Genomic DNA, 12,029 nt, shown 5'->3' with positions numbered 1-12,029 from the left:
CGTGACGAAAGGTCAGGTGCTGGGCAGATGAGTGAGCGCAATGGGCCGGGAACCGGACAGGGCGTGGGTGTGTGGTTCGTCGGTGCGCGCGGATCGGTGGCCACCACGGCCATCGTCGGCCTGCTGGCGCTGCGGGCGCGCATCGTCGCCCCCGTGGGCTGTGTCAGTGAACTGGAACCGTTCGCGGACGCCGCACTCCCCGGCTGGGACGATCTCGTCGTCGGTGGCCACGACATCGTGCACACTTCGCTGGAGAAGCGCGCCGAACAGCTCGCCGAGGCGGGTGTCGTGCCCCACCGGGTACTCGCATCCGTCCGTGGTGGACTGTCCGAAGTGGATGCTGAGATCCGCTGTGGCTACCACCCCGCCACACACGGTGGCGCGCAGGCTCCCGCGGCGGAACGGCTCGCCGAGGACATCCGCGACTTCGCCCGCAGGCACGGGCTCGCCCGCGTCGTCGTGGTGAACCTCGCCTCGACGGAGGCGCCACTGCCGCACGATCCGGCCCACGACTCCCTCGCCGCGCTGGAGGAGTCGATGGCGGATCCGGCGCGCACCGTGCTGCCGCCCAGTTCGCTGTCCGCCTACGCCGCGCTGCGCGCGGGGTGCGCGTACGTCGAGTTCACCCCGTCACCTGGCATCACCCTGCCGGCGCTGACCGAACTCGCATCCCGCGAAGGACTTCCCTACGCGGGATGCGACGGCAAGACCGGCGAGACGTTGCTGCGCACCGTGCTCGCCCCGATGTTCTCCGCCCGCGCGCTGCGGGTGCGTTCCTGGGCCGGCACCAATCTGCTCGGCGGCGGCGACGGGGAGACCCTCGCCGACCCGGCGCACGCGGGAAGCAAACTGGAGTCGAAGGCACGCGGACTCGCCGCGTTGCTCGGCGACGAGGTCACCGCACCCCTGCACATCGACAACGTGCCGGACCTCGGCGAGACGAAAACCGCCTGGGACAACGTCTCCTTCGAGGGTTTCCTCGGCGCACGGATGAGCCTGCAGTTCACCTGGACCGGTTACGACTCGGCACTCGCGGCTCCGCTGGTGCTGGACCTGACCCGGCTGACCTCGGCCGCGCACGCGGCCGGGCGCACCGGTCCGATCGGCGAGCTCGCGTTCTTCTTCAAGGATCCCTACGGCAGCGAGGAGCACCGCTTCGCCGAGCAGGCCAGGACCCTGTTCGAGTGGGCGGCGACCCTGTGAGCGCCCCCGCCGACTACGTCGAACTGGTGCGCGCGCCCGCCGCGCTGACCGTATGGGGCGACACGGTCGCCGGCGCCGCGGCGGCCGGGACGCCCTTGCGCGGCAGGCGAATGCTGCTGCCGCTGTCCTCGGTCGCGTTCTACTGGGCCGGGATGGCGATCAACGACTGGGCCGATCGCGAACTGGACGCGGTGGAACGGCCGGAGCGGCCGATTCCGTCCGGACGGGTCAGCCCGGCCGCGGCGCTGGGAACCGGGGCGGCGCTCACCGCGACCGGCCTCGGAGTGGCCGCCTTCGCGGGCGGCCGTCGTGCGCTGCGGTTCGCCGCGCCGCTCGCGGCGACGCTGTGGGCGTACGACACGGTGCTGAAGAAGACCCCGGCGGGACCGTTCGGCATGGCGGCCTGCCGGGCGCTGGACGTGCTGCTCGGTGCGCCGGACCCCGGCCGGGCCGCCGGGGCGGCGGCCGCACTGGGCGTGCACACGCTCGGGGTGACGGCGCTGTCCACCGGCGAGGTGCACGGCGCGGCACCGTCGACCGCCCGGGCCGCGCTCACCGGCACGGCAGTCGCGACGGCCGTGGCGCTGGGCGCACCCGTGCGCACTCCCGCCCGGCGGATCGCCGGCCTGGCGGCCGGAGCGGTGTACGCCCGGTTCGTCGGCTCGGCACAACTCGCCGCCGTGCGCGATCCCTCGGCGACGATCGTCCGCAGGGCGACCGGGGCCGGAATCCACGGCATGGTCCCGCTCCAGTCCGCGCTCACGGCGCGGGGCTCGCTGTCCGCCGCCGTGGCGGTCGCGGCCGCGCTGCCCCTTGCCAGGGCGCTCTCGCGGAAGGTCAGCCCCACATGAGCACGTTCACGCTCGGCTACGGCACCAACGGCTTCGCCAACCACCGGCTGCACGACGCGCTGGCGGTGATCGCCGACCTCGGCTACACCGGCGTGGCGCTGACCCTCGACCACGCCCACCTCGACCCGTGGGCGGACGAGCTGGCGCGCGAGGTGGACCTGGTCCGCGCCCGGCTCGGCGAACTGGGGCTGGACCGGGTGGTGATCGAGACCGGCGCGCGGTACCTGCTCGACCCCCGGCACAAGCACGCGCCGACTCTGCTCGACGCGGAGCCCGGGCCACGGCTCGACTTCCTCGCCAGGGCGGTGCGGATCGCCGCCGACCTCGGCGCCGACTGCGTGTCCTTCTGGTCCGGGGTGCCGCAGAAGGAACTCGGGCCCGAGGAGGCCTGGCGGCGGTTGCGCGAGAACGTCGGCCGTGCGGCGGACGACGCCGCGAGCCGGGGAGTGCGGCTGGGCATGGAACCCGAACCCGGCCATCTCGTACAGCACCTGGAACAGGTGCTCGGACTGCGCGACGAGCTGGGTTCACCGGCCGCCCTCGGGGTGACCCTGGACGTCGGGCACTGCGTGGCGGTGGAGCCGGTGGACGCGGCCGCCTGCGTTCGGCGGGCCGGACCCCTGCTGTGCAACGTCCAGCTCGACGACATGCTCCCGGGCGTGCACGAGCACCTCGAGTTCGGTGAGGGCAAGCTCGACCTGCGGGCCACCCTCGCCGCACTGGCCGACATCGGCTACGGCGGGCTCGCCGCCGTGGAGCTGCCCCGGCACAGTCACGCCGCCCCGGCCGTCGCCGAACGCGCGCTCACCGCGCTGCGCGCCGCGATGCCGGAACCGGCCCCGGCCGTGACGGCGGGACACCACTGGCTGGGCGACGCGCTGCGGAGGGTGCAGGCGGTCCCGTCCTCGATCGGCGGCCTGTTCCCCGCGGTGGGGCGGCAGGTCGGCAGGCAGCCGGTGGACCAGGCGGGCGATCCGCACGGCCTGGTCCGCGGAACCGTCGACGACCGGGCCCGGTCCCGGCTGATCGCGGCACTGGCCGTCGCGGTGGACGACACCGAACTGGCCGCGGAACTCGGCAAGCTCTACCGCTACGGCGACGACGCCGAACGCCGCGGTGTGCTGCACGGCCTCGCCGAGCTCACCGAACCCGGCCCCGCCACCGTCCAGACAGGACTGGAACTGGTCCGGGACGCCCTGCGCACCAACGACATCCGTCTCGTCGCCGCCGCGATGGGCGGGTTCGCTTCGCGGAGTCTCGACCGGCACGCCTGGCGGCACGGGGTGCTCAAGTGCCTGTTCGTCGGGGTGCCGCTGGCCGCGGTCGCCGGGCTCGACGCCGGTGCCGACGGTGAACTGCTGCGGATGATCGGTGACTACGCGGCGGAACGGAGCGCGGCGGGCCGGGACGTGCCCGCCGACGCGCTGGAACTACTCGGGAAGGCGTGACGGCAGTGCGAATCTTCGATCCCCACATCCACATGACCTCGCGGACCACCGGCGACTACGAGGCGATGTACGCGGCCGGGGTGCGCGCGCTGGTCGAACCCGCGTTCTGGCTCGGCCAGCCGCGCACCAGTGTCGGCTCGTTCACCGACTACTTCGACGCGCTGATCGGCTGGGAACGCTTCCGCGCCTCGCAGTTCGGCATCCGGCACCACTGCACGATCGCGTTGAACCCGAAGGAGGCCAACGATCCGCGGTGCACCGGGGTGCTCGACGTGCTGCCCCGCTACCTCGCCAAGGACGGCGTGGTAGCGGTCGGGGAGGTCGGCTACGACTCGATGACCCCGGAGGAGGACCACGCCTTCGCCCGGCAGCTCGAACTCGCCAGGGAACACGAGCTGCCCGTACTGGTGCACACCCCGCACCGGGACAAGCTCTCCGGCACCAAGCGCACCCTCGACGTCGTCCGTGAGTCGGGCCTCGCGCCGGAGCGTGTCGTTGTCGACCACCTCAACGAGGTCACCGCCGGCCTGGTCGCCGATTCCGGCTGCTGGATGGGCTTCTCCATCTACCCGGACACGAAGATGGACGAGACGCGGATGGTGGCGATCCTGCGTGAGTACGGGCTCGACCGCATGATCGTCAACTCGGCGGCGGACTGGGGCCGGTCCGACCCGCTGAAGACCCTCTACACCGGGCAGGCCATGCTCGCCGCCGGATACACCGAGTCCGATGTGGACACCGTGCTGTGGGGCAACCCGGTCGCCTTCTACGGGCAGAGCGGGCGGCTCACCCTCGACCCGCTGCCCGGGTTCACCGGCGAGGCCCAGACGTATCAGGGAAACTCGGTGCTGCGGGGTGCCCGGCCGTGACGCTGTCGTACTGCACCAACGTTCACCCCGCCGAGGACCTCGCCGGGATCGTCGCCCAGCTCGACCGGTACGCGGTGCCGGTCCGCGACCGGCTGGGCGCCGATCGGCTCGGCGTCGGACTGTGGCTGGCCGCGCCGGTCGCCAGGGCACTGGCCGCCGACCGCGCGGCGCGCGCCCGGATGCGTGCCGAACTCGACGCCCGCGGTCTCGCGGTGTACACCCTCAACGCCTTTCCCTACGGCGGTTTCCACGCCGAGGTCGTCAAGCACGCGGTCTACCACCCGACCTGGTCGGAGACCGCCCGAGCGGCCTACACCCTGGACTGCGTGACCGTGCTGGCCGACCTGCTCGCCGACGACGCCGCCTACGGCAGCATCTCCACACTGCCGCTGGCCTGGCGTACACCGTGGACGGGTTCCGACGACGTCCGCGCCACGATGGCGCTGGACGAGATCACCCGGACGCTACGGGCCTCGGCGGCCCGTGACGGCAGGCCGATCCGGCTGGCCGTGGAGCCCGAACCCGGCTGCGTGCTGGACACCGTGGACGACGCGGTGCGCTGGCTGGCCGGCCGGGTCGATCCGAAGTACGTCGGGCTGTGCCTGGACACCTGCCACCTCGCCGTCTCCTTCGCCGACCCGGCGGCCGCCCTCGCCGGGATCGCCGACGCGGGCCTGGACGTGGTGAAGGTGCAGGCCTCGGCCGCCCTGCACGTCGCGGACCCGCGAGCGCCCGCGGACCGCGAGGCACTGGCCGCCTTCGCCGAACCCCGGTACCTGCATCAGGTACGCGAGCTCGCCGAGGACGGCCGGGTGCTGCGCGCCGACGACCTCCCGGCTGAGGGCCTGACGGCCGGCGATCACCCGGCCGGGGACCTGCCGGGTGCGGGGCCGTGGCGGGTGCACTTCCACATGCCGCTGCACGCCGACCCGCCCGCCCCGCTGACCACCACGACCGGCGACCTGCGAGCCGTCTTCGCGCACCTGCGCGGCGATCCGCACATCGAGGTGGAGACCTACACCTGGTCCGTGCTGCCCGGCGGGCACGACCTGGTGGACGGCATCGCTGCCGAACTCCGCTGGGCGGAGCGCGCACTCGCCCAGTCCCGTACACCCGCCGGAATGCCGGTACCGGAAGGAATCGCGCGATGAACCCGCTGCTCGTCCTCGACGTAGTCGGACTGACCCCGTCGACCCTGCGGCACATGCCGAGACTGTCCGCACTGGCCCAGCAGGGCTGGCAGGCCGAACTCGGGACCGTGCTGCCCGCCGTCACCTGCAGTGCACAGTCGACCCTGCTCACCGGCCTGATGCCGGCCGAGCACGGGATCGTCGGCAACGGCTGGTACTTCCGGGATCTCGGCGAGATCCACCTGTGGCGTCAGCACAACCGGCTCGTCGGCGGGCGGAAGCTGTGGGAGGCCGCGCGGGCGGCCGAACCCGGCCACACCTCGGCGAACGTCTGCTGGTGGTACGCGATGGGCATGACCACCGACATCACGGTCACCCCCCGGCCGATCTATCACGCCGACGGGCGCAAGTCCCCGGACTGCTACGTCCGCCCACCCGAACTGCACGACCGGCTCACCGCCGACCTCGGCGACTTCCCGCTGTTCCAGTACTGGGGCCCGACGGCGTCGATCGCCTCCAGTCGCTGGGTGATCGGCGCGACCCGGAAGATCCTGCGTGAGCAGCGGCCCGACCTGACGCTGGCCTACGTTCCGCACCTCGACTACGACCTGCAGCGCTTCGGTCCGCACGGCGCCGAGGCGGCCGCCGCCGCACGGGAACTCGACGCCGCGCTGGCACCGTTGCTCGACGACGCAGCCGACTCCGGGACGACGGTGGTGGCGCTGTCGGAGTACGGGATCACCCCGGCGAGCAGGCCCGTCGACATCAACCGCGCCCTGCGCAGGGAAGGCCTGCTGGAGGTGTACACGCAGGCGGGCATGGAGTACCTCGACCCGTGGACCTCGCGTGCCTTCGCCGTCGCCGACCACCAGGTCGCGCACGTCTACGTCGCCGACCCGGCCGATCTGCCGAGGGCACGGGCCGTGGTCGCCGAGCTGACCGGCGTCGACGAGGTGCTCGACCGCGCCGCCCAGGCCCGCTACGGCCTCGACCACGCGCGCGCCGGGGAACTGGTCGCGGTGGCCGAACCGGACGCCTGGTTCACCTACTACTACTGGACCGACCCGGCGGCCGCGCCCGACTTCGCGCGCGGTGTCGAGATCCACCGCAAACCCGGATACGACCCGGCGGAACTGTTCTTCGACCCCGCCGACAAGCTGGCCAAGGCGAAGGCGGGCCTCAACCTCGCCCGCAAGAAGGCAGGCCTGCGCTACGCGATGAACGTCGTTCCGACCGACCCCGGCTGGGTGCGCGGTTCGCACGGAAGACTGCCCGACTCGCCCGCCGACGGGCCGGTCCTGCTCTGTTCCACTCCGGTCGCCGAACCCGCGGGCAGACTCGGCGCCACCGAGGTGCACGACCTGCTGCTCACCCTGCAGGGCGTGCGGGCCGGTACCCGCCACTGACGCCGTACGGCACCGGCGTCTGCCAACCGTTTCACCGAAGGAGCCAGAGAATGAGCCGTCCGATCACGCTGTTCACCGGCCAGTGGGCCGACCTCCCGTTCACCCGGGTGTGCGAGCTCGCGGCCGAGTGGGGCTACGACGGGCTGGAGATCGCCTGCTCCGGCGATCACTTCGAGGTGGACCGCGCGCTCGCCGAACCCGGATACGTGGCGGACCGGCTGCGGCTGCTCGGCGAGTACGGGCTCAGCGTGCACGCGATCTCCAACCACCTCGTCGGGCAGGCCGTCTGCGACGACCCGATCGACTTCCGGCACCAGGCGATCGTGCCGGGTCGTATCTGGGGCGACGGCGAGGCGGAGGGCGTCCGGCAGCGGGCCGCCACCGAGCTGGCCGACACCGCGCGGGCCGCTGCGAAGCTCGGCGTCGACACCGTGGTCGGGTTCACCGGCTCGAAGATCTGGAAGTACGTGGCGATGTTCCCGCCGGTGCCGCAGGAGGTCATCGACGACGGCTACGCCGACTTCGCGCAGCGCTGGAACCCGATCCTCGACGTGTTCGACGCCGAGGGCGTTCGGTTCGCGCACGAGGTGCACCCCTCGGAGATCGCCTACGACTACTGGACCACGAAGCGGGCGCTGGCGGCGGTCGGCAACCGGCCCGCGTTCGGACTGAACTGGGACCCCTCGCACTTCGTCTGGCAGGACCTCGACCCGGTCGGCTTCATCCTCGATTTCGCCGACCGCATCTACCACGTCGACTGCAAGGACACCCGCAAGCGGTTCGACGGCCGCAACGGCAGGCTCGGCTCGCACCTCGCATGGTCGGATCCCCGTCGTGGCTGGGACTTCGTCTCGACCGGGCACGGGGACGTGCCGTGGGAGGACTGCTTCCGGGCGCTCAACTCCATCGGCTACAGCGGGCCGATCTCGGTGGAGTGGGAGGACGCCGGGATGGATCGGGAGCGCGGCGCGGCCGAGGCCGTCCACCGGATCCGCGAGCTCGTCTTCGACAAGCCCACCGCGGCGTTCGATGCCGCGTTCAGTAACCAGAAATGACGTCACCACAACGAATCCAGTCAGCACGGAGAGGTTGAACCCCATGGTCAACGACGACAGATTCCTGTCCCGCCGCGCCGCCCTGCGTGGCGCCGCCGGTGCCGCCGCTGTTCTCGGCGCGACGGCCGCGCTCAGTGGCACCGCCGCGGCCGCCCCCGCGGCGGAATCCGCCACACAGAAGAGTTTCTGGCCGGGTCTTCGGGTGCCGAAGGACAGCATCAGCGTTCAGCTCTACACTCTGCGCTCGCTGCTGGAGAACGATGTGGACGGCACGCTGTCGGCACTGGCCGACATCGGCTACCGCAAGGTGGAGATGGCGGGCACCTACGGCCGCAGCGCCAAGGAGTTCCGTGGCCTGCTGCGCAAGCACCGGCTCACCGCCACCTCCAGCCACATCGGTATCGACGGCGACGTGGACGCGGCGATCGCCGACGCGAAGACCCTCGGGCACACCTACGCCGCGGTGCCGTACGCCGCGTACGAGACGATCGCCGAGTGGGAGGACTTCGCCGACCGGCTGGACACCGCGGCCCGGGCGTTCGCGAAGGCCGGCATCAAGTTCGGTTACCACAACCACGACCACGAGTTCGCCGCGATCGACGGCGTGCGGCCGTACGACATCATCACCCGGCGCACCAGCAGGCGGCACGTACACCTGGAACTGGACCTGTTCTGGGTGGTCGACGCCGGAATCGACCCGGTGGAACTGTACTGGCGGAACTTCCCCCGCGCCCTGCAGTACCACGTCAAGGACCGCAGCACTTCCGGCGAGTGGGCCGACCCTGGCACCGGCACGATCGACTTCAAGCGGATCTTCCGTTCGACCTGGTTCGGTATCAAGGAGTTCGTCGTGGAGCACGACGATCCGTCCGACCCGCTGAACACCGCCGTCGTCGGTTACAACTACCTGCGCGACCTCCGCTTCTGACCCGCTCTCCTCGCCACGTATCCGTCGACGGGTTTCCTTTGTCAGCAGCACAAGGGAAACCCGTCGACGAATTCGGCCTACCGAGCCGGACGGGTTACCTCGCCCGGTGAACCGACCGGGCCGGCTGACGGGTACCGGGCCGGTGTGCAGGCGATCCGGCCCTGGCGGACGGGATCGCCGGTACGGTCTCCGGCTGCCGGTGGAGCTGCACGTTGACGATCGTCCACCGGTCCTGCCTGCTGATCGCGACGACCGTGCACAGGAAGTCGCCGCTCCAGTCCATCCCCCGGTATCGGGCGACCTGTGACTGGACGCCGATGCCGATCGCGGTGTGCTGGTGTTCCCGCGCCTCGAGAATCTGCCAGTCGAACCGTTCGACCACGTACACGCCGTCCGAGTGCCTGGCGAGCCAGGAGCGCTTGTCCAGCAGCGAACAGCCAGGACCGTCGCCGAGGAAGTCCTCGTCCAGCAACCGGTCGAGCACGTCCGTCGCCCCGCGGGCCTCCGCGGTGCACCACAGACTCAGCAGCTCGTCGAACGTCTCCATGGCCATCGACGTTCGCAGCCGTCCCGGATTCCCGGCATCGGCCACCTGGCCGATGCCGGACGCCGGAAGGACGGTCCTGCCCGGGCCCCGTCCGGCGATCGGCGTGGTCGCGGTGTTCGCGCCGAGGTGGTGGCCGGCGCCTTGCCTGTCACAGCATCGATCACGAATCCCATCGACCGAGAATCGTCAGACGCGTCCTAGCCGGGTAGGCGCCGGACGGCCAGCGCCAGCAGCGCGGCTGCCGGGCCGACCAGCTTCCGCCCGGCGGGCCAGACCGCGCGCAGCACCCGGCCGAGTTCGATGCCCTCCAACGGGATCCGGACCAGTCGCCCGTCCCCGAGATCACGGGCCACGGCGAGTTCGCTGATCACGGCGGGCCCCGCCCCGGTGGTCACCGCGTTGCGGACCGCCGAGGCGGAACCCAGCTCCAGCAACGGTTCCACGGCCGGGAATCCGGCACGGCGCAGCGCGGCGTCCATCGTCTCCCGCGTGCCGGAGCCGCGCTCGCGCACGACCAGCGGGGTGGCGACGAGGTCGGCGGGGGTCAGCGGACGCCTGCGCCGCGTCCACGGATGGCCTGGCGGCGCCACCACGACCAGCAGATCGGTGGCCACCTTGCGTGCGACGAGGTCGCGTGGCCTGCCCGGCGACTCGATGAAGCCGAGGTCGACCTCGCCGCTGCGGGCGAGTTCGGACACCTGTTCCGAGTTGGCGACCTCGAGACCGACGTAGAGCTTGGGCAGCGAGCGCTTCAGCTCGCCGATCCAGCCGGGCACCAGGTGCTCGGCCAGTGTCATGCTCGCCCCGATGCGGAGCTGTGCCTCCTGCTGGCTGCGCAGGGCCTCGGCACCGGTGAGCAGCCCGTCCAGTTCGTCCAGCACGCGCAGCGCCCAGCCGGCGACGGCATGCCCGTCCGGGGTGAGGACGGAACCGCGCCGCGTGCGGTCCACCAGTACCAGGCCGAGCCTTCGTTCCAATGTGGACAGACGCTTGCTCGCCGAGGGCTGGGCGATGCCGAGCGAGGTGGCCGCCTGCCCGATGCTGCCGAACTCGCCGACGAGCACCAGCAGCCGCAAGGATTCCAGATCGGGTGGGGCCATAGCCCAAGGGTATGACGACGGGTCCGGTCGCGGTACGGGGGTGCGCGGTCAGCCGGTCAGGTGTGGCATGCCCGCCGGCGAGCCCGCGGGCAACCAGTCGCCGAAGTAGTGGACGGCGAACAGCTCGTCGAGCACCATGTAGGCCGCGCCGATCAGTCCGCCCTCGTCGCCGAGGCGGGCCCGGTCGATGCGCAGTTCCCTGGTGGACAGGGGGAGCGAGCGCCGGTAGATGGTTTCCCGGATGCTGGCTAGGAACAGGTCGCCCGCGTCGGATACCCGGCCGCCGAGCAGGATGACCTGCGGGTTGTAGAAGTTGACCAGCGTGGCCAGCATCGCGCCGATGCGTTTGCCCGCCTGGGTCAGAAGCTGCACCGCCTGGTGGTCGCCCGCCTGCGCGGCCGCGGCGACGTCGATGCTGGTGAGCGAGCCGTTCTCGCGCAGGATACGGGCGAGCGGTTCGCTGTGCCCGCCTCCGGCCAGCGCCTCGGCGTCCCGCGCCAGCGCCGCCCCGCCCGCCAGCGCCTCCAGGCAGCCGGTCTTGCCGCAGCGGCAGATGACGGCGCTGTCGTCGGAGACGGCGGCGTGGCCGATGTCGCCGGCGCAGCCCTGCGCGCCGCGGTGGAGCTGCCCGGCACTGCTGATCCCGGCCCCGATGCCGGTGCCGATCTTGATGTAGAGGAGTTCGCCGCCGACCGACGCGCCGGGAGTGCGGAGTTCGCCGAGGCAGAGCAGGTTCACCTCGTTGTCCACCCACACCGGCGCCTGGAATCGCGCACCGAGACGCTCGCGGACGCCGAAGTTGTTCCAGCCGGGCATGATCGGTGGTTCCGAGGGGCGGCCGGTGGCGAACTCGACCGGTCCCGGAACACCGACGCCGACGCCCCAGACGTCTTCCGGTGCGCAGCCCTCGGTGGCCAGCAGTTCGTCCAGGATCTTCTCGACCTCGTCCAGCACGAGCTCGGGGCCCTGCGCGATCGCGCACTCGACGTGCCGGGACGCCAGGACGGAGCCGGTCAGGTCGGTGATGCCGGCGGTGAAGCCGGTGGCGCCCAGTTCGGCGCAGAGGATCCGGCCCGCGTCCTTGGCGAAGCGCAGCGACCGTGCCTGCCTGCCGCCGGTGGAGGCGTTGAGCTCGCCCTCCTCCAGCAGTCCGGCGTCGAGCAGGACGGTGGTGCGCTGGGTGATCGCGGTCCGGCCGAGGCCGGTGCGACTGCTCAGTTCGGGTCTGGTCACGGCCTCGCGGGTGCGCACGAGATCGAGCAGCCGTCCGTAGCTGTCGAGCAGCTCGACGTTCGGCAGATCGGCGGTCAACCGCGTTGCCATGGTCCCCTTCTTTCGTGGTCGTGAGGAGTTCCTAAGCATAGAATGTCTCAACTTGTGTTTGTTGGCGACATTAGATGGCTTAAGTGACGACGAAAGGACCCAGCGTACGACGTCGGTGTTAACGCTGAGTCCGGAACGGCGAAAATGGCTCCGGGCCGATGACGGACGG

At 71.6% G+C, this 12,029-nt stretch carries 11 protein-coding genes; 8 read left to right on the top strand and 3 right to left on the bottom strand.

What is annotated here, in order from left to right:
- Nucleotides 1–27: 27 nt before the first annotated feature.
- From CFN78_RS17530 to CFN78_RS17495, 8 genes are read left to right on the top strand one after another with little or no spacing between them, the layout of a single operon-like run.
- Complete coding sequence (locus CFN78_RS17530) at nt 28–1,203, top strand: inositol-3-phosphate synthase (RefSeq protein ID WP_094863901.1); 1,176 nt, start codon at nt 28–30, stop codon at nt 1,201–1,203.
- Nucleotides 1,185–2,054, top strand: a complete 870-nt coding sequence (locus CFN78_RS17525; protein WP_165777593.1) for an SCO3242 family prenyltransferase — start codon at nt 1,185–1,187, stop codon at nt 2,052–2,054. The genes CFN78_RS17530 and CFN78_RS17525 overlap by 19 nt, the downstream gene beginning before the upstream one ends.
- A complete protein-coding gene (locus CFN78_RS17520) occupies nt 2,051–3,502 on the top strand; it encodes an EboA domain-containing protein (RefSeq protein WP_094863900.1) in 1,452 nt (483 codons plus the stop codon). Before CFN78_RS17525 ends, CFN78_RS17520 begins: the two co-directional genes overlap by 4 nt.
- Before the next feature lie 5 nt (nt 3,503–3,507).
- Nucleotides 3,508–4,371 carry a TatD family hydrolase gene (locus CFN78_RS17515; protein ID WP_094863899.1) on the top strand — a complete coding sequence of 288 codons (864 nt, stop codon included), beginning with the start codon at nt 3,508–3,510 and terminating at the stop codon, nt 4,369–4,371.
- The gene (gene eboE / locus CFN78_RS17510) at nt 4,368–5,522 is read left to right on the top strand and encodes a metabolite traffic protein EboE (RefSeq protein ID WP_240519517.1); all 1,155 of its coding nucleotides are present in this window, start codon (nt 4,368–4,370) and stop codon (nt 5,520–5,522) included. Before CFN78_RS17515 ends, eboE begins: the two co-directional genes overlap by 4 nt.
- Nucleotides 5,519–6,907: an alkaline phosphatase family protein gene (locus CFN78_RS17505; RefSeq protein WP_094863898.1), complete on the top strand. Its 1,389-nt coding sequence runs from the start codon at nt 5,519–5,521 to the stop codon at nt 6,905–6,907. The genes eboE and CFN78_RS17505 overlap by 4 nt, the downstream gene beginning before the upstream one ends.
- Nucleotides 6,908–6,957: 50 nt before the next feature.
- The gene (locus CFN78_RS17500) at nt 6,958–7,962 is read left to right on the top strand and encodes a sugar phosphate isomerase/epimerase family protein (RefSeq protein ID WP_094863897.1); all 1,005 of its coding nucleotides are present in this window, start codon (nt 6,958–6,960) and stop codon (nt 7,960–7,962) included.
- Nucleotides 7,963–8,005: 43 nt separating this feature from the next.
- Nucleotides 8,006–8,890: a sugar phosphate isomerase/epimerase family protein gene (locus CFN78_RS17495; RefSeq protein WP_094863896.1), complete on the top strand. Its 885-nt coding sequence runs from the start codon at nt 8,006–8,008 to the stop codon at nt 8,888–8,890.
- Between the two features lie 94 nt (nt 8,891–8,984).
- Here the strand turns inward: CFN78_RS17495 and CFN78_RS17490 are convergent, their stop codons facing one another.
- The 3 genes from CFN78_RS17490 to CFN78_RS17480 form a co-directional block, all read right to left on the bottom strand.
- Nucleotides 8,985–9,437, bottom strand: coding sequence for a nuclear transport factor 2 family protein (locus CFN78_RS17490; protein WP_094863895.1), 453 nt, complete (start codon nt 9,435–9,437; stop codon nt 8,985–8,987).
- Between the two features lie 197 nt (nt 9,438–9,634).
- Entirely contained in the window at nt 9,635–10,537 is a 903-nt protein-coding gene (locus CFN78_RS17485) for a LysR family transcriptional regulator (protein ID WP_094863894.1), read from the bottom strand.
- A 48-nt stretch (nt 10,538–10,585) separates the two neighbouring features.
- Nucleotides 10,586–11,860, bottom strand: a complete 1,275-nt coding sequence (locus CFN78_RS17480; RefSeq protein ID WP_094863893.1) for an ROK family transcriptional regulator — start codon at nt 11,858–11,860, stop codon at nt 10,586–10,588.
- Nucleotides 11,861–12,029 lie beyond the last annotated feature (169 nt).

The organism is Amycolatopsis antarctica, assembly GCF_002262875.1.
In the GTDB taxonomy this organism is placed as follows: Bacteria; Actinomycetota; Actinomycetes; order Mycobacteriales; family Pseudonocardiaceae; genus Amycolatopsis; species Amycolatopsis antarctica.
Note: the sequence above shows the minus strand (reverse complement) of the source record. Positions and strands in the feature narration are given on the sequence as shown.